At 64.1% G+C, this 16,427-nt stretch carries 17 protein-coding genes; 12 read left to right on the top strand and 5 right to left on the bottom strand.

The window, feature by feature from the left end; all coding sequences use genetic code 11:
* Positions 1-1,132: 1,132 nt before the first annotated feature.
* Positions 1,133-1,429: a hypothetical protein gene (locus tag AB0333_RS04675; protein ID WP_366217584.1), complete on the top strand. Its 297-nt coding sequence runs from the start codon at positions 1,133-1,135 to the stop codon at positions 1,427-1,429.
* Between the two features lie 942 nt (positions 1,430-2,371).
* On the opposite strand, the gene AB0333_RS04680 is transcribed toward AB0333_RS04675, so the two are convergent.
* Positions 2,372-3,130 carry a class II aldolase/adducin family protein gene (locus AB0333_RS04680; protein WP_366217585.1) on the bottom strand — a complete coding sequence of 253 codons (759 nt, stop codon included), beginning with the start codon at positions 3,128-3,130 and terminating at the stop codon, positions 2,372-2,374.
* A gap of 208 nt (positions 3,131-3,338) precedes the next feature.
* Here AB0333_RS04680 and AB0333_RS04685 point away from each other — a divergent pair, with 208 nt between their 5' ends.
* The 7 genes from AB0333_RS04685 to AB0333_RS04715 all read left to right on the top strand — a co-directional run bounded on the left by AB0333_RS04685 (position 3,339) and on the right by AB0333_RS04715 (position 8,463).
* Positions 3,339-3,665 (top strand): 2Fe-2S iron-sulfur cluster-binding protein, encoded by a 327-nt coding sequence (locus AB0333_RS04685; protein ID WP_366217586.1) that lies wholly within the window; start codon positions 3,339-3,341, stop codon positions 3,663-3,665.
* Between the two features lie 16 nt (positions 3,666-3,681).
* Positions 3,682-4,983 (top strand): aromatic ring-hydroxylating dioxygenase subunit alpha, encoded by a 1,302-nt coding sequence (locus AB0333_RS04690; protein WP_366217587.1) that lies wholly within the window; start codon positions 3,682-3,684, stop codon positions 4,981-4,983.
* Positions 4,984-4,985: 2 nt separating this feature from the next.
* Entirely contained in the window at positions 4,986-5,468 is a 483-nt protein-coding gene (locus tag AB0333_RS04695) for a hypothetical protein (protein WP_366217588.1), read from the top strand.
* Positions 5,465-6,277, top strand: coding sequence for a 3-methyl-2-oxobutanoate hydroxymethyltransferase (locus tag AB0333_RS04700; protein WP_366217589.1), 813 nt, complete (start codon positions 5,465-5,467; stop codon positions 6,275-6,277). Before AB0333_RS04695 ends, AB0333_RS04700 begins: the two co-directional genes overlap by 4 nt.
* Positions 6,278-6,296: 19 nt before the next feature.
* Positions 6,297-7,145, top strand: a complete 849-nt coding sequence (locus tag AB0333_RS04705) for an alpha/beta hydrolase (RefSeq protein ID WP_366217590.1) — start codon at positions 6,297-6,299, stop codon at positions 7,143-7,145.
* A gap of 186 nt (positions 7,146-7,331) precedes the next feature.
* On the top strand, positions 7,332-7,802 hold the full coding sequence (locus AB0333_RS04710) for a universal stress protein (RefSeq protein ID WP_366217591.1): 471 nt from the start codon (positions 7,332-7,334) through the stop codon (positions 7,800-7,802).
* A gap of 454 nt (positions 7,803-8,256) precedes the next feature.
* Positions 8,257-8,463, top strand: coding sequence for a hypothetical protein (locus tag AB0333_RS04715; protein ID WP_366217592.1), 207 nt, complete (start codon positions 8,257-8,259; stop codon positions 8,461-8,463).
* Positions 8,464-8,615: 152 nt separating this feature from the next.
* Here AB0333_RS04715 and AB0333_RS04720 read toward each other — a convergent pair whose 3' ends face one another.
* Both AB0333_RS04720 and AB0333_RS04725 read right to left on the bottom strand, forming a co-directional pair.
* Positions 8,616-9,080 (bottom strand): RpiB/LacA/LacB family sugar-phosphate isomerase, encoded by a 465-nt coding sequence (locus AB0333_RS04720; RefSeq protein WP_366217593.1) that lies wholly within the window; start codon positions 9,078-9,080, stop codon positions 8,616-8,618.
* Positions 9,080-10,009, bottom strand: a complete 930-nt coding sequence (locus AB0333_RS04725) for a hypothetical protein (protein WP_366217594.1) — start codon at positions 10,007-10,009, stop codon at positions 9,080-9,082. Before AB0333_RS04725 ends, AB0333_RS04720 begins: the two co-directional genes overlap by 1 nt.
* A gap of 89 nt (positions 10,010-10,098) precedes the next feature.
* Here AB0333_RS04725 and AB0333_RS04730 point away from each other — a divergent pair, with 89 nt between their 5' ends.
* The 4 genes from AB0333_RS04730 to AB0333_RS04745 all read left to right on the top strand — a co-directional run bounded on the left by AB0333_RS04730 (position 10,099) and on the right by AB0333_RS04745 (position 13,974).
* Positions 10,099-11,262, top strand: a complete 1,164-nt coding sequence (locus tag AB0333_RS04730) for an alcohol dehydrogenase catalytic domain-containing protein (RefSeq protein WP_366217595.1) — start codon at positions 10,099-10,101, stop codon at positions 11,260-11,262.
* Positions 11,262-11,969: a 4-carboxy-4-hydroxy-2-oxoadipate aldolase/oxaloacetate decarboxylase gene (locus tag AB0333_RS04735; protein WP_366217596.1), complete on the top strand. Its 708-nt coding sequence runs from the start codon at positions 11,262-11,264 to the stop codon at positions 11,967-11,969. The genes AB0333_RS04730 and AB0333_RS04735 overlap by 1 nt, the downstream gene beginning before the upstream one ends.
* Positions 11,966-12,976, top strand: a complete 1,011-nt coding sequence (locus tag AB0333_RS04740; protein ID WP_366217597.1) for an amidohydrolase family protein — start codon at positions 11,966-11,968, stop codon at positions 12,974-12,976. The genes AB0333_RS04735 and AB0333_RS04740 overlap by 4 nt, the downstream gene beginning before the upstream one ends.
* Before the next feature lie 65 nt (positions 12,977-13,041).
* On the top strand, positions 13,042-13,974 hold the full coding sequence (locus tag AB0333_RS04745; protein WP_366217598.1) for an ABC transporter substrate-binding protein: 933 nt from the start codon (positions 13,042-13,044) through the stop codon (positions 13,972-13,974).
* A 53-nt stretch (positions 13,975-14,027) separates the two neighbouring features.
* Here AB0333_RS04745 and AB0333_RS04750 read toward each other — a convergent pair whose 3' ends face one another.
* Positions 14,028-15,299: an FAD-dependent oxidoreductase gene (locus tag AB0333_RS04750; protein WP_366217599.1), complete on the bottom strand. Its 1,272-nt coding sequence runs from the start codon at positions 15,297-15,299 to the stop codon at positions 14,028-14,030.
* Between the two features lie 50 nt (positions 15,300-15,349).
* Complete coding sequence (locus AB0333_RS04755; protein WP_366217600.1) at positions 15,350-16,087, bottom strand: FadR/GntR family transcriptional regulator; 738 nt, start codon at positions 16,085-16,087, stop codon at positions 15,350-15,352.
* Between the last annotated feature and the right edge of the window lie 340 nt (positions 16,088-16,427).

The raw sequence follows: 16,427 nt of genomic DNA on the forward strand, positions 1-16,427 counted from the left end.
GAGAACGCTTGAAGGGCGGGTTCTCACACGACCGGGTGCACCGCCATTCACATTCAACAACCCAGGTCAGCACGGAGGGCCACCGGTAGAGGGTCCGCTAACGGAGAGCCCTGGCGACACCTAGGTGATTAGTGCAGGCCACTCCTGACATCCGTGTCGTCGACTTTTGAAACTGACACCGCAGATTGGCTCGCCGGGCCGGCGCTGTGGCGTCCCGCAACAGCCGTCCGGGTCTATGTCCGGGACGGGTACCCCTTGCGACAACACACCCGGCCGCTCGGCGTGCCCACTGACGCCCTTGGTTGGGGTCAATACGTCGGGTCTTGATACGCAGGCTGTCCAGTAACCATTGCATGTTGGTGGTTTCTGCGAATCCGCCGGTGGGGACGTCTCCCCCGTGATGGAGCGCTGGACGTCGGTCCCTGAGCGAGCTGAGAGGCGCGACCGGTGGGCGAACGCCCGCGCTTGGCGTCTACAAACCCGGCGCTGACAAGGGGTTTGCGACGACCATTTGCGACGATTCGCGGTTGGCGCGAAGATTTCGCGCATTATGCGAACGCCTGAATTGGGCCCGGCCGGCAGCGTTCCGCTGGTGCTGCGCTCTGGGATGAGCGTGCTGAACGAGGCTGACTTCCCGGATCCCGGGCACGGCCCGGCTTTGCCTCGGCGGCGGTGACGCGCACGGTCGCGGCTTTCCATGTGCTTTAGGCGATTTCGTCTAAACCGCCCTAAAGCCTGTAAACGTGATTCCACTGACCCTTCCCTGGGAGTCCCGGAAGTCGGAAAGCTGAGAGAACACGACGGTCCTGGATACGTCAGGCCAGCAATTACTGGATTCTGTGTCCAATGAATGATCTGAGCGTATTGCCGGCGCTGGCGCTCCACGGACATGGAGTCCCTGCGACACCAGAGCGGCCAGGGAATGGAACGATGACCACCGCAGGCACTGTCCAAACCGGGAACCAAGCCCGCATGGCCGTACCCGGATGCGGGGTCGTCCCGATCGATCCGCTACCCGTCCAAGGGGCCTGACAGAATCGCCCCAACACCGAGAACCAGACAAAGTGCCAGTGAACGGGTCACCCATCGACATCCGCCCCTCGCGGGGCACACCGAAGGAAAGGAGCAGCCAATGTACCTCTGGGCCATAGCGGTGCTGGCATGCGTGATCCTGATGGGTCTGATCGATCGGCAGGTGCTCCCGGTACCACGGGCCTGGGCCGCGGCACCTGCGGCGGCCAGCGTGCTCATCGTCCTCATCTGGATCATCAACTCGGTGGTGTCCCGCGCAGCCTGGTGGGAGGCCGGCCTGGGTGTGGTGGCGCTGGTGTCCACGGTGCTCATCACCTGGTGCATGGTCCTATACCTCCGCAGGACCGGCGCCTTCAAGAACCGCCGTCCACGCGGTGCCGAGGACCGCACCGCATGACCGCCACACTGGCAAACCGACACACATCTCCGCCGGGCGGGGGGCTAGGCATGGCATGGGTGAAGCGAGCAGGCGGCTCAGGCAGCGGATCCTACGGCCAGCACGACCAGGTTCCGTCCTGGGGAACCGGGGAATATGAACCACCGGTGCACTCCGGACCAGGTGAAGTCTCAAGCGCCAGGTACGGTTCTGAACCCTATGTGCGGGCATCGTTGCCCGACCGGGGAACCGTGGACGCCAAGGTTACCCGGTGGTCACGGACCCACGTACTCCTCCACTGGGAAGCGCACTTCGGGGCAGAAGTGCACAACGCCTGGGCCACGGCCGGTTGGGTCACCCAGATCCCCCGCAGAGAATCCTCCTGGCGAGACCCCAACCAGAAGACCAGCGACTACTTCCGCCGCTAAAGACGCGACCCGGTCGGCGTCAGCTCTTGTTCTCGACTGACCTGGCGATACGCCAAAGATAACCGACAACAATGGAGCCAGGTGAGGACGGCGAAGAGGGTGACGGTGGCGCGGTCGGCCCGGTGCTTCTCAGCCCACCATTTACGCCGTTCGTATCAGCGCACCGGCTCGGCAGCCACCACATAGCGACGCCCGCCCCATTCCCGCCGCAGCGGAACCCCGGCCGTGGTGCGCTGGACCGCAATCGACCGCGTGAATGTTCCCATCAGGGGTCGCCCTGTCCCGTCTCTCGTCCATTTCTGAGCCCGCGTCCCCGACTGTGTTGAGACCGTAGCGGACTGATTGAGCGGTGGGAAATGACGCTGCCACAGGGAAGGATGACCACGCCCTCATTACGTTAGAACTCAGTTCGATAGTGGATCTGCCGGCCACGGGCGGGGCCACGAACCGCGGCTGGCGCATTGAAAACCAAGAAGGAGGAGTCTCCGCGCGGGAGGCTATGCCGCGAAGTGTGCGGTTATATTCTCCATCGGCATCAGGACGGTGATGATCGGGCATCAGCGGAGGCGACGACACCATCGATTCGCGCCATCTCGTGACGCCACGCCGTGCCCGTGTTGAAGCCTGCTCCGAGGTCGGGCAGTTCGGCCATGTCCTCGTCGGCGAGGTCGCTCAGCGTGCCCCCGGCGGAGAGGATGTCCAGCGAGAGGCCGGCGATCGTGTCGACACTGATCGCCTGGAGTACGGCCTGCTCGACGGTGGGCGCCGCGCTGGTGATGCCATGCGCCCTGAGCACGATGACGGGACGTTTGTCCATCACGGCGACCATCTCGGCCGCGAGCGAGTGGTTTCGCACGAGCACACCGCGTGGATACACCGGTACGCCTCCTTTCACTAGCCGAGTGCCGGGGATGTCGAATGCGCCGACGATCGGGCGGATCGCGATGCCGGCGAGGTCCGCTGCGACGATGCGCGGCGGGTGGGCGTGCACGACCGCCGCGACGTCATCGCGTGCCTTGAGCACCGCTGTGTGCAGCGGCAGCTCGTTCGGCACGGACCAGCCGTCCAGCTCGCCCGATGCGGCCTCGGTGCCGTCGAATCGGACGAGGCGGATGTCTTGGGCATCGGTGTAGCCGAGGCCTCGTTCGCGCGGGCCTCGGCAGCGCACGAGGAGATTCTCGTCGTCGACGCGCAGACTGATGTGTCCGAGGACTCCGTCAGCGAGGCCGCGGTTCGCGAGCACACGGCATGCGCCGGCGATGAGTGTTCGCTCTTCTACGAAGCTGTTGGGCATGCTATTTCCTTGTCATCCGTTGGGTGCGCCTGCACTGCGCCTGCTGGTGACGCACGCATTACCGCCGAGGTCTCGACCTCGCTCGTTTCCCGTCAGCATAGAGCGCGATCGTGAAGCAAGCGGATGGGTGCGCCGACGGATTCTTCTTGACAGACCCCCAGCCTGAGGTACATTGGTCAGGCCATTAGTTATTTGGGAGGAGCCTCGAGTGCCCAAGGTTGTGTACGCCAGGAGCGGCGATGACGAGAGCGTGGTCGATGCAACGATCGGTGAGAACGTGATGAGCGCGGCTGTGCGCTCTGGCGTCCCCGGCATCGTCGGCGAATGCGGAGGGCAGATGTCCTGCGCCACGTGCCATGTTTGGGTCAAGGACGAGTTCCGCGATCGAGTCGGCAGTCCGGGCGAGATGGAAGCCGACCTTCTCGATCTCGGGGTGTCGGACTATACGGAGGCCAGCCGTCTCGGTTGCCAGATCACCATTACTGACGAGCTCGACGGGCTCGTTGTTGAGCCACGCCCTGAAGCGTGGCACTGAGAGGAAAGGGATAGCGATGCTGCGCCCAGATATCAATGACATGCTCACGCAGACCGGTCCGGGCACCCCCATGGGCCTGTTGTTCCGGCGTTATTGGCAGCCGGTCTTGCATACTGATGAGCTGCCCGAGGACGGGTGCCCCCCCGTGCGCGTGAAGATTCTTTCGGAGCGGCTCATCGCTGTCCGCACGCCTGAGGGCGAGTACGGACTCATGGATGAGTTCTGCGCGCACCGCGGCGTGTCGATGTTCTTCGCCCGTGTCGAGAGCGGCGGCATCCGCTGCCCGTACCACGGCTGGAAGTACAACGCCGATGGACAGGCGATTGAGGTGCCCAGCGAGCTCAACAACTCTGAGTTCTGCAAGAACGTCAAGCTGCGCTCCTACCCGTTGGTCAAGGTGGGTGACCTTCTGTGGGCCTACCTCGGGGACCCCGAGAAGCAGCCGCCGCTTCCGACGTGGGAGTTCGCGACCGTTCCTTCGGGGCAGACCTTCACGTCCAAGCGCCTCCAGGAGAGCAACTGGCTCCAGGCGCTCGAGGGTGGGATCGACTCCAGCCACGTGACGTGGCTGCATGGTGGTGGCCCGACGGGCACCGGCCTCGAGGCCGACCCGCTGTTCGCGGGCGCGAAGGGAAATCAGTACAACAAAGGCGATCTGAAACCCTCCTTCGAAGTCGTCGAGAACGAGGGTGGACTGCTGATCGGCGCACGCCGCAATGCGGAAGAGGGCCACTACTACTGGCGCGTTACCCCTTGGGTGCTACCCAACTTCACCATGGTTCCGCCGCGTGGCGACCACCCCGTGCACGGTCACTTCTGGGTGCCGATCGACGATGAGAACTGCTGGGCCTGGAGCTTCGACTACCACCCCACGCGCGACCTCACCGAAGCGGAGGTCTCGGCGATGAAGGCCGGGGCGGGTGTACACAGCAAGAACATTCCCGGCACGTATCGTCCCGAGGCCAACAAGGACAACGACTACCTGATCAATCGCGAGAAGCAGAAGACGGGTGAATTGTTCTCGGGAGTCGAGGGCATCGCGATCCAGGACTCCTCCCTGCAGGAGAGTATGGGCCCGACCGTTGATCGCACGAAAGAGCGACTCGTCGCGACCGATGCGGGAATCATCAAGGCTCGTCAGAAGTTGCGTCGCGTCGTCGAGGCGCTGCGTGATCACGGTACCGAGCCGATGGGCAATGTCCCCGAGCACCAGCAGATCCGTTCCGTGGCGATTGTCCTTCCGGCGGACCAGCCGTTCGTCGAAGGCATCGGAGACGGGTTTGAGGCACGCGAAGGCGTGCGTCAGACCACGGTGTGATCATGACTACACCTATCTCGGTCAGCGCCTGCGCGCGAGCGGCCACGACAGAAGAGGCCGCGTACCGCATCGACTATCCGCTGGCGTACGCCCGGTCGACCCGTGTGGTCGCATTCGACGAGACGGCGGAGAAGTCTGTGCGGTCAGTCTCCGACGGCCCTTGGGGGCAGGCGCAGTTCTACACGACGTCCGACTCTGGTGAGGAGCTCGTCACCCTGAAGGGCGAAGGGCGCCCGATGGTGATGGAAATCGAGCACTCCGACTCCGTCATCATGGTCGCTACGAATTCGATCGTCTCAACAGCCGTCGCCACAGTGGGTGCTGCCTGTCGCGAGCGGTCGATCATGACGGCGGGCCTGCTTTTGCTGGACGCGGGTCCGCTCGGCGGCGACGCGCTGAGCGCGATCCGCCCATATGCCCGCATCCTCCTGGTTCCCGCGGACGAGGACGACCTCTTCCAACTGCTGAAGGCGATCAGGGCGTGAAGACGATCCCTCAGCTTCAGGCCATGAAACATGCGGATGAGAAATCCGTCTGCTTCGTCGCCTGGGATTACCAGATGGCTCGCATCGCCGACCGCGTCGGCGCCGACATCGTCTCTGTCGGTGACACAGTCGGCGTCAACCTGTGGGGTCAGCCGAATCCGCTGGAAATCACGTTCGACGAGCTGCTCGTGGTCGCGAGGGCGGTACGCCGCGGCGTGACGAACGCGCTCCTGAGCTGTGACTTCCCCTTCGGGCCGCTTCAGTCGGGCGGTGCGCTGGACGCCGCGATCCGCCTGGTGAAGGAGGCTGGCGTCGACCTCGTCAAGCTCGACGGCGCGGCCGACTTCCCCGAGGAGGTCGAAGCACTCACACGAGCGGGGATCCCAGTCTTCGCGCAGTTCGGGATCACGCCGCAGACCTCGCTGAAGTACGGAGTCGACTACTCGGCCGCTCACGCCGCCCAGGTGCCGGATGAAATGACGGATGAGCTCGTTGCCGAGGCCAAGCGGCTAGAGGCGGCGGGCGCCGTGCTGCTCAACTTCACAAACTCCGGGCCGGTCGTCGGGCCGGCCGTCGCCCAGGCGGTCTCGATCCCCGTGCTCGGCGGCTTCGGCGGAGGGCCGTGGCTGGACGGCAGGATCCGCATGGCCACGGCGGCGCTCGGATACAACGAGAAATGGCTTGATGCCGAGCCCGACACGTACGCGAACATGGCTCGCATCGCGTACGACGGGCTTGCCGCCTGCGCAGAGGACATCCGCGCGGGGCGCCAAATCCGTGGCGGCATCAAGGTCCCTAGCGCGAGCTGACGAAACAGAGGAGAGGGCTATGCCCGTTGTTGAAGTGGGGGGCATCCGCACCCGCTACGAGATGGTCGGCGACGGTCCGCCGATCCTAATGTTCAGCCCAGGCGGCTTCGACTCGAGCCTGGACAATTGGACGACATTCGGGCGTTACAAGCAGCTTGGATTCGTCGATGCCCTATCGCAGGAATACACCTGCGTCGTGTTCGACCGGCGTGAGTCCGGCCAATCAAGCGGTCGCCTCGAGCGGCTGGCGTGGTCGAAGTACATCGATCAGGCGATCGGCCTGCTCGACCACCTCGGGCTCGACGCGGTGCACACGATGGGCGGGTGCGTCGGGTGCTCGTCTGCCGCGCTGCTCGCAATCGCGCAGCCGGAACGCGTACGCAGCATGGTGCTGTTCTCGCCAGCGGGCGGGGTGACCTACCGGGCAGCCCAGCACAGGCGCTTCACGCAGCATCTCGGGTTCGCCCTCGAACACGGCGTGCAGGCCGTCGTCGAGCACGCACGGTCCACCACAGCGGGGTTCACCAAGGATCCCCGCGTCGGGCCCTGGGCCGCGATGCTCCGCACAGATAAGGCATTCGCCGAGCGCTATGCGGCCACCAGCCTCGGGCGGTACCAGGCGATCGTGTCGGGATCTGCGCGGCTGCTGTTCGACCGCGACACCGTTCCGGGGCCGGAGCCAGAGGATCTCCAGCTGCTAGAAGTCCCTGCACTCGTAGTGCCCGGAGAAGATCTCTCGCACACCCGCTCGGCCGCGCGCTACCTCGAGGAGTGCCTGCCGCAGGCCGAGTACTGGGATGTGCCGGTCGTCGAGCAGACGCCTGACGCGTCGACGGCACGCGTGCGCGAGTTCCTCTCACGCCACTGAACCAGCGGTCTCGGCGAGAAGCGCTCACTACGCGCCGATGTCGCTCTCGATACGCGAGAGCTGCGCGACCCGATCGGCGTGGAACGGCATGACAGTGAAGACCATCACATTAATATGGATAAAGTTCACTATGATGAATGAATAATGATGAGCCATTAAACTGGGTGAATGTTTCGAAAGGAAATTATGGCACGAATTATCCTAACGGGTGTGGATGACAGCAAGACCGCCCTGAGGGCCGCGGAGAAGGCGGCTTCTATTGCTATATCCTTCGGAGCTGAATTGCATGTCCTGTCTGCTTTTACCGTGAAGACGAACGAAACCGTTCAGGTACTTCATAGCAAGGATGAGCAGGCAGTTAGGACCCACGCATACAACACGCTGGTCGCCCGATACGCCAACGACGCTGAGCACACAGCTTCAACAGTAGCGGCCGGCTTGCGCACGGATTTCCCGGGACTGACGGTAATTTCAAAGTCCATCGAAGGGGCGCCCGGAGCTGCACTCATTAGCGAAGCTGGAAGACTAGGCGCCGAGGTCATCGTGGTGGGCAATAGAAGAGTGCAAGGGCCCGCCAGGGTTCTGGGGAGCATTGCGCGAACCGTCGCTAGCGAAGCCAACTGCGACCTCTACGTTGTTCACACTCACCAGCGGTGAAGCATCTACGTCCTCTACCGCGGGCACGGTGATGTCCCCAGGGCCTTGGAGATGTATACAGACTGAGTGGTCTTGCCGCTGCGGGAGTTACCTGCGTTGTTCCTACCCAGAAGATCCGTCGGTTAGGTAATCTCATCCTCCGCAGCACTCGAGAAACTACTCTCAAACTCACCAAGATTGCCTAGCGTGTGTCGTGTTAGTGGTTGGGGCCGTGGTGTGGTGGCCTTTAAATCGTTGTTTGAGCCTCCTAATCCTGGGGCATGTGTTTGGACGTGGAGAACTGACGGGCAAAGCTTGGGAGCGCGTCGCGCCGCTGTTACCGACCAGTGGCAAGGGCGGCCGCGGCGTGATTCCCGGCAGATGATCAACGGGATCGAAGTGGAAACTGTGCACCGGCGCGCCCTGGCGGGACGTGCCGTGGAAGACCTGCCACGCGCGGCTGCGGACCTGGACCATGGTCGGCACCTGGGCCAGGATCTTGGACGAGGCGGTGGTCAAGGACGACGCCGCCAGCGAGGTCGAATGGGTACTCTCCGCCGATTTCACTTCCATCCGGGCCCATCAGCATGCCGCCGGGGTCCGGAAAAAGGGGACTGCTCTGATCCGGTCGAGACCATCGCTGTGGCCGGGGAATGCATCGGGAGATCCCGAGGAGGACTGACCTCCAAAATCCACCTGACCGTCGACGGCGCAGGGATGCCGATCAGCATCATCCTGACCGAGCGCCAGGCCGGGGGACACCCCGCAGTTATTGCCGGTTCTGGAGCAGATCAGTGTCCGTCGTGACGGGCCGGGCCGACCCGCACCAAGCAATCATTCCCGCCCGAGGCCGGTCTCGATACGCGCAATCTGTGCGACCCGCTCGGCGTGGATGCCGCCCTTGAACGGCGTCGCAAGCCACCGATCGAGAAGCCCGAAAGCAGTCTCGTCGTCGATGACCTTTGTGCCGATCACCATCACATTGGCATCGTTGTTGCCGCGAGAGATATCGACTGAGAACTCGGAGTATGCGAGCCCCGCGCGGATCCCGCGCACCTTGTTGCAGGCGATCACCTCGCCCTGGCCGCTGCCGCCCACGATGATGCCGAGGTCGGCATCACCCCGGGCGACCATCCGGCCGACCGCAGCGCACAACGGCGGATAGTCCACCGTTGTGCCGCCGCGCGGGGCCAGGTTTAAGACATGGTGTCCCTTCGCACTTAAGGCGCCCACGATGCGGTCGATGAGCCGCACGCCGTGGTGGTCTCCTGTGATGGCGATGCGTGCGAGAACGGACATCAGCCTCGAAGCTCCCGCGTTCCGTCGGCGAAGATGTCCTCGATCGCCGGGCGGGTGCGAACGATGTGCTGGTTCATCGCGTTGTCGATGAGCTCCTCGAGCGTCGCCCGATTCTCTTCGAGGCCGTACGGCAGGGGGTCTGATCCCGTGATCTGCATGACCCGCGCCAGGACCTGATCCTGGCGGTTGTCGCCGGGGCCACTGCACAGCTGCTCGACGTAGCGACGCTTCGCCTCGGTGAAAGCGGCGAACAACGTCGATGCCAGATCGGTGTGCTGTGCGAGCAGCTCGTCCCGCACGACGACGAGGTGGTTGATGGGGAATACGCCGCGCTGCCGGAGCACGTCGGCTGCCGCGTCGTCGGGGGTTGCGATCTGTGTGACCACGTCGGGGTGCGTGATACTGGCGCCGACGACGGCATCCAGTTCACCGGCGAGGAGCATCTCCTCGAGCGTCGCCCCCTCGGGTGCACGCACCACGTTCTTCGGTGGCATATACCCGGCGACATGCTCGTCGCCCGAGCACACCCAGGTCACCGAGTCGAGATCGAGACCGGTATCGGCAAGGGCGGCGCGGCCCCAGACGCCCGTGGTCACGGTGTAACCGCGGCTCACGCCGATGCGCTTGCCGACAAGGTCTGTGGCGGGTCGGCCGCTGTTCTTGCGCAGCACCTGGGTGGCGCGGTGGTGGAAATCGCGCACGAGGAAGATCGGCAGTGCGGTGAACGCGACGCCGTGCTCCTTCGCTGTGAGATATGTGGTCAGAGCCATCTCGGCGACATCGAACTCGAGGCCGCGCACCATCTTCCGAAATCCCCTCACGAGGACGGGTTCATCGACGAAGTCGAAGTGGAGCTCGGACGGCGACACCTCGCCCTCGATAAGTGCGCGGTTCGCGCCTTGTGGGCGCGTGAGTAGTGACAAGTGCATGGATTCTCCGTGGGGTCAGAAACGTTGTCTGTGTCGGATGCTAGCCTGGTCTGACCATTACGCCAATCCTTAGCTCATAGGACGTGCCCATGACTGATTCAGTTCTCGCAGCTGTGCGTACAGCACCCGGATCGACCGAGATGCGCGAGTTCCCCAAGCCGCGCATCGACGCCGACTCGGCACTGCTCAAGGTCGAGGTGGCTGGCATCTGCGGCACCGACGCCAAGCTGTACTTCTCGCCTCCCGACGCTCCCTCGACTCAGGGGCCCGTCATCATGGGGCACGAGAACGTCGGCGTGATCGTCGAGGCAGGAGAGCGGTTCAGGATCCGGCACGGGCTCACAGAGGGCGACCGAGTCTTCGTCGAGCATTACGTGGCCTGCTACAACTGCGAGTGGTGTCGCATTGGTGAGTATCGCCACTGCGAAGCGACCGATTGGCGTACGAACCCCGACGCGCGTCGGTTCGGCTACACATCTTCCGACATGCCCGGTCGCCTCTGGGGCGGATTCTCCGAGCACATGTATCTGCCATGGAATGCGGTGCTTCACAAGATCCCCGAGACGATCTCGCCTGAACTGGCGGGACTCGTCATGCCGCTGTCGAACGGCATCGAATGGGCGCTGCTCACCGCCGGCATCGGGTACAGCGACACCGTGCTCATCCAGGGACCCGGCCAGCAAGGGCTCTCACAGCTTGTCGCGGCGAAGCAGGCGGGCGCCTCGCGAATCATTGTGTCCGGCACCACTCGTGACAAGGAGCGGCTCGACCTCGCGCTCGAACTCGGTGCCGATGACGTCATCGACATCCTGACGGAGGATCCGCGCGAAAAGGTCATGGACCTGACCGAGGGACGCGGGGTCGACTACGTGCTCGACTGCACATCGCGCGCCGGCACGGCACCCCTGCTACTCGGAGTCGACGTCCTTACTCGTCGCCAAGGCACGCTGCTCGTGCAAGGCGAACTGGCCGCCTTTCCTGACTTCCCACTGAAGAGAATCACCGAGAAGTCGATCACGATCAAGTCTGCACGTGGCCATTCGTACCGCGCTTGCGAACTCGCCGTCGCCCAAATTGCATCGGGTCGGTTCCCCCTCGAAAAGCTCGCTACACACCGGTACGGAATCGACCAGGTCGATCACGCGATTCGAGTACTCGCCGGCCAGACCGATGAAGACGCGATCCACATCTCGATGATGCCCGAGATGATCGGCCAGCCTGGCGGGCGGACGAGCGCGAACGGGGCAGCCTGATGGCCGGCCTCGTCGTGACAGGAACGCCACGCACGCCCCTCGACCTCGTTGACACACTGGCCGAGTACAGCGTCGCCACGGTGCACGAGGCGCAGGGCCGCACTGGACTGCTCGCATCGGCGATCACACCGATCCAGAGCGGAACGCGCGTAGCCGGATCGGCTGTGACAGTGACGGTCGCTCCTGGCGACAACACGACTATCGCCGTGGCGGTTGAGCAATGCCAGGAAGGCGACCTACTCGTCGTCACACCGAGGGCGCCGTGCGACATGGGTTACTTTGGCGACCTGCTCGCCACCTCGCTGAAGACCCGGAAGGTGCGAGGCCTGGTAATCGACGCCGGAGTGCGTGACGTCGCCGACCTGCAGGCAATGGACTTCCCAGTGTGGTCGCGCTACGTCTCCGCCGAGGGCACGACGAAGGGCAACCTCGGCGATGTCAACGTGCCGATCTCGATCGCGGGTCAGATCGTGCATCCAGGCGACGCGGTGCTCGCCGACGATGACGGCGTCGTGATTGTGCCGTGTGCACGGGTCGCCGGGGTGCTGGTTGCCGCGCAAGACCGCGAAGAGAAGGAAGAGATCTCCCGAGCCCGGTACCTCGCGGGCGAGATCGCGCTCGATGTGAACAACATGCGACCCATGATCGAGGCCGCAGGAATCCGATACGTCGACTACAGCATGTGGAAAGAAAGGCGGATATCATGATCATCGACATACACGGGCACTACACGACAGAGCCGGAACCGCTCTATCGGTTCCGTACAGCACAGCTTCGGGGAGAATCGCCGAGCGCGGCGGCTCTCAGTGACCAGGTCTCGGACGAAGAGATTCGCCAGAGTGTCGAAGACAATCAGCTTCGGGTCCTGCGTGAGCGCGGTGGCGACGTCATGCTGTTCTCGCCGCGCGCCTCCGGGATGGCACATCACGAACCGGATGCCGATATCGCGAATGCGTGGGCGCAGGCGTCGAATGACATGGTCCACCGCATCAGCGAGCTGTTCCCCGCACATTTCGCTCCCGTCGCACAGCTCCCCCAGACTCCCGAAGGCAACCTCGAAGGCGTACTCGCCGAACTGCGACGCACCGTGGAGGAACTCGGATTCGTCGGCGCTAACCTCAACCCGGACCCCTCTGGGACGTGGGCGGGTAAGCCGCTGACGGATCCGTCGTGGTTCCCGATCTACGAGGCCGCCGAGGCCCTCGATGTGCCCCTCATGGTGCACGTCTCGACGGCGTGCAACACGAACTTCCACACGCTCGGTGCGCACTATCTCAACGCGGACACGAGCGTCTTCATGCAGTTGCTCCCATCGGATCTGTTCACCCGGTTCCCCGGATTGCGGCTCGTCATCCCCCACGGCGGCGGCGCGGTCCCCTATCACTGGGGCCGCTACCGTGGACTGGCGATGCGCAATGGCTGGCAGGATCCCTCCGAGCTCTTGCGCAACGTGTTCTTCGACACGGCGGTGTACCACCAGCCCGGATACGACCTCCTCGTCGACCTGATCCCGGCATCGAACGTGCTCTTCGCCTCGGAGATGCTCGGAGCCGTGCGCGGGGCCGACCCCGACACCGGCGTGGAATGGGATGACACCCTCACCTACCTGCGGGCATCTGGACGGTCGCAGGCCGACTGGGATGCGATCACGCACAAAAACGCGTTGCGCATCTACCCGCGGCTCACCGCCAGACTGACAAGGAGCAACGGTTGAGTCGCCTACAGCTGACCTTCGCGTGTGGCGACTACGACCGCACCCGCGGGGTCGAGGACGGGAGCGTGGCGATCGACGGCATCGACCTCACGTACCTGCGTTTGCCCGTGGAGGAGACCTTCTTCCGCATGGCGAGGCACCATGAGTTCGATGCGGCGGAGATGTCGCTGTCGACCTATGTCTCGACCTTCAACGCGCTCGATGTGGGAGACGAACCGCCGTTCGTCGCGCTGCCGATCTACACGTCGCGTCAGTTCCGCCACGGAGGGATGTTCATCAATGTCGACGCGGGGATCGAGAAGCCCTCCGACCTGCGCGGCAAGCGGATCGGCATGCCCGAGGTTCAGCTGACCGCGTGCGTGTGGCAGCGAGGGATCCTCGCCGACCATCACGACCTGCCGCTCGACGCGTCGACGTTCTTCACCGGCGGCCAGGAGAGGCCCGGGCGGATCGAGAAGGGCGTTGTGAATGTGCCGTTCGACATCCATCCGATCCCCTCGGACCGCACGCTGTCCGAGATGCTCGCCGTCGGCGACCTCGACGCGATCTTCGCACCGCGGATCCCGAGCACCTTCGGGGAGCCGGGCGGGCGCATCGCGCGGCTCTTCCCCGACACGAAGAAGGCCGAGCAGGCGTACTTCCGGGACACTGGAATATTTCCGATCATGCACGTCGTCGTGCTACGTCGCGAGCTGTACCAGCGCCACCGGTGGGTTGCGCAATCGCTGACGAAGGCTCTGACCACAGCGAAGGCGCAGGCGACAGCGCGCATCTACGACTCCTCGGCACTGCAGTTCATGGAGCCATGGCTGATGCTGCATCTCGAAGAAGCGCGGGACCTCCTGGGCGACGACTACTGGTCGTATGGGCTGGGTAGCGCCGAACGCGAGGTGCTCACGACGTTCCTCCGATACCACCATGAACAGGGACTATCCGGATCGCGTCGAGAGCCCGAGGATCTGTTCGCCCCCGAGTCGCTGGAGTCCTTCGTCATCTGACGCAGTTCGGCCGGAGCACCCTGGCGGGGCTCCGGCCGAACTGCGTCGCGTCGTCACCTCGTGAGGTGCATCCTCGCGAGGTGGGTCTTCAGCGGGATGTCCGTGTCCCCAGCGGCCTCCGGCGGGATGTTCCCGCCTGCCTCGAGAATGCGCCTCGCCGCCATGTAGTCGCGCGGAGAGTTGACCGACTCGATCGATACGAGCTCACCATCGCGATAGTAGAGCGCAGAGAAGTGCTCGCTGTCGGGATCGCCGCGAACGACCACATGGTCGTGGCCCATCGTGAGCCCGGCCATCTGGAGTTTGAGGTCGGCCTGATCTGACCAGAACCACGGCACCGCCGTAGCATCCGGCTCGAGCCCCATTAAGGCGGCGGCGGCTGCCTTCGCCTGTGCGATCGCGTTCGGCACCGACTCGAGGCGGATAGGGCCGTGGACGGGGTGGGAGGTCACCGCGCAGTCGCCTGCGGCGACGATGCCAGGGATGCGGGTGCGCCCGACGGCGTCTACGTCGATTCCGCGATCGCTGGCCAGCCCCACCGAGGCGGCGAGCTCCGCGTGGGCAATCAGGCCGATGCCGACTATCACAACGTCGGCCTCAATCACACGACCATCTGCCAGTTCGACACCGCTCACGCGATCTGTTCCACGGAAACCCGACACGGCAGCATCGAGCACGATGTGTGTGCCACGGCGCTGATGTGCGTCTGCGTAGAAACGGGACATTTCGGGGGCGACAGCGCGTGCCATGAGGCGGTCCTGAGCTTCCAGGACGGTGACGTCCTTTCCGCTCGCCGTCGCCGCCGCTGCGATCTCGAGACCGACGAAGCCGCCGCCGACAACGACCGCGCGAGACGCGTCGTCGAGGGATCCCTTGAGCGCGACGGCATCGTCGAGGGTCCGCAGATAGTGGATCCCTGCAAGCTCAGCTCCGTGCACACGCATACGACGAGGCGTGCCGCCAACGGTGAACGCAAGCCGGTCGAAAGCGAGCGTCCGGCCGCTTCGAGTCACTGCTTCGCCTGACCCAGCAGCGTCGTCGTCGAGTTCGATTGTCTCGACCCACTCGCCGCAGATGAGGGTGATGTCGTTCGCTGCGTAATAGTCGGCGCCGCGGAGTGCCAGCTCGTGCTCCTCGGCCTTGCCGCTGAGGAAGGCTTTCGACAATGGTGGGCGCTGATACGGTGGCCGGCTCTCTCCGCCAACGACGGTGACCGGTGCCGTTTCGCCTAACTCTCGCAGAGTGACCGCGAGCTGCAGTCCAGCTTGGCCGGCTCCGATGATCAGGGTGCCGACGGACATTGGCGACGTTTCGATGTGGTCCATGGTCCTCCTTAAGGGTAGGACCATTAGACCACATCGTTTCGGATTAGCGCCTACTGGTCGACGGCGGCGACTCGTTGTGCCGTTCGCTCAAGGTGCTGGGTGAGGATCGCACGAGCGCGGGCGAGGTCGTCGTCTTCGATTGCGTCTATGATGCCGCTGTGCTCCTCGACCCCCTTGATGCCCATGTCCGGGGCGACGGTCTTCGCCTCACGGAGGGACGAGATGAGAGGGCCGTGGAAGCTCTGCATCAGTGCTTCGATCGCCGGGTTATGCGTACATGCCGCCAGTCGCACGTGGAATGCGGCAGACATGTCCGTGGAGTAGACGCCATCGGCCTTCGCGGCCTTCGCGTCGGCCACGAGGCCACGGAGGGCGGCGATGTCCTCCGGCTTCGCTCGCTCCAGGATGAGGGGGAGGATCCCGAGCTCAAATATCTGGCGTGCCTCTGTTGCGGCACTCGCTGTGATTGGCGAGAGAGTCAGGAGGTGTGCGAGGTTCTCCCCCACGATCTCGACCGAGGGGGAGGTTAAGAACGACCCACCGTGTGCGCCGAGTCGTACCTGGATCAATCCCGTTGCCTCGAGGACGCGGAGTGCTTCGCGAACCGTGACGCGGCTGACGCCGAGCTGCTGGCAGAGGTCGCGTTCGTTCGGCAGGCGGTCGCCCGGCTTTAGGCTGCCATCCCTGATTAGCTGCTGGATCTGCTCCACGATGACGTGAGAGGCGCGGTCTACATTCACCTGGTTGAAGAGCTGCGTGGATGGCGGGTTTGCGGGGGTGGCGGACAATGCCGTCTCCTATCATTCAGGTGCGTCGAGGTCAATCGAAAACCGCGGTCGCGAGGGGCTGGGCGCCACGCGTCTGCCATCGCATGGGGGCGGGGGTGCACACGACGAGGATACTCCTGTTGATGGAAGGTCTATTGGTGGTATGGTCCATCCATTCGTTTTATGATTCCGATCACATCCCCGTGTTCGGACAAGGGGCCGGAAGCAGTGCCCTGCGAATCACGACAATGTGAAGAAAGGCGTTCGATGGTGTCAGCGACGCGAAGGCGGGTTTCGAGACCGCTGTATCGAGAAACCGGGAGCAGCGGGGGTTTGCACGCTTCGCGCAGTGCGTGCACGA

Origin of the sequence: Citricoccus sp. NPDC079358 (assembly GCF_040702545.1) — a bacterium.
Lineage (GTDB): Bacteria > Actinomycetota > Actinomycetes > Actinomycetales > Micrococcaceae > Citricoccus.

Coding starts and splice junctions, on each gene's coding strand:
- AB0333_RS04675 (WP_366217584.1), top strand. CDS start 1,133: ATGTACCTCTGGGCCATAGCGGTGCTGGCATGCGTGATCCTGATGGGT.
- AB0333_RS04680 (WP_366217585.1), bottom strand. CDS start 3,130: ATGCCCAACAGCTTCGTAGAAGAGCGAACACTCATCGCCGGCGCATGC.
- AB0333_RS04690 (WP_366217587.1), top strand. CDS start 3,682: ATGCTGCGCCCAGATATCAATGACATGCTCACGCAGACCGGTCCGGGC.
- AB0333_RS04695 (WP_366217588.1), top strand. CDS start 4,986: ATGACTACACCTATCTCGGTCAGCGCCTGCGCGCGAGCGGCCACGACA.
- AB0333_RS04705 (WP_366217590.1), top strand. CDS start 6,297: ATGCCCGTTGTTGAAGTGGGGGGCATCCGCACCCGCTACGAGATGGTC.
- AB0333_RS04710 (WP_366217591.1), top strand. CDS start 7,332: ATGGCACGAATTATCCTAACGGGTGTGGATGACAGCAAGACCGCCCTG.
- AB0333_RS04715 (WP_366217592.1), top strand. CDS start 8,257: ATGGTCGGCACCTGGGCCAGGATCTTGGACGAGGCGGTGGTCAAGGAC.
- AB0333_RS04720 (WP_366217593.1), bottom strand. CDS start 9,080: ATGTCCGTTCTCGCACGCATCGCCATCACAGGAGACCACCACGGCGTG.
- AB0333_RS04725 (WP_366217594.1), bottom strand. CDS start 10,009: ATGCACTTGTCACTACTCACGCGCCCACAAGGCGCGAACCGCGCACTT.
- AB0333_RS04730 (WP_366217595.1), top strand. CDS start 10,099: ATGACTGATTCAGTTCTCGCAGCTGTGCGTACAGCACCCGGATCGACC.
- AB0333_RS04735 (WP_366217596.1), top strand. CDS start 11,262: ATGGCCGGCCTCGTCGTGACAGGAACGCCACGCACGCCCCTCGACCTC.
- AB0333_RS04740 (WP_366217597.1), top strand. CDS start 11,966: ATGATCATCGACATACACGGGCACTACACGACAGAGCCGGAACCGCTC.
- AB0333_RS04750 (WP_366217599.1), bottom strand. CDS start 15,299: ATGGACCACATCGAAACGTCGCCAATGTCCGTCGGCACCCTGATCATC.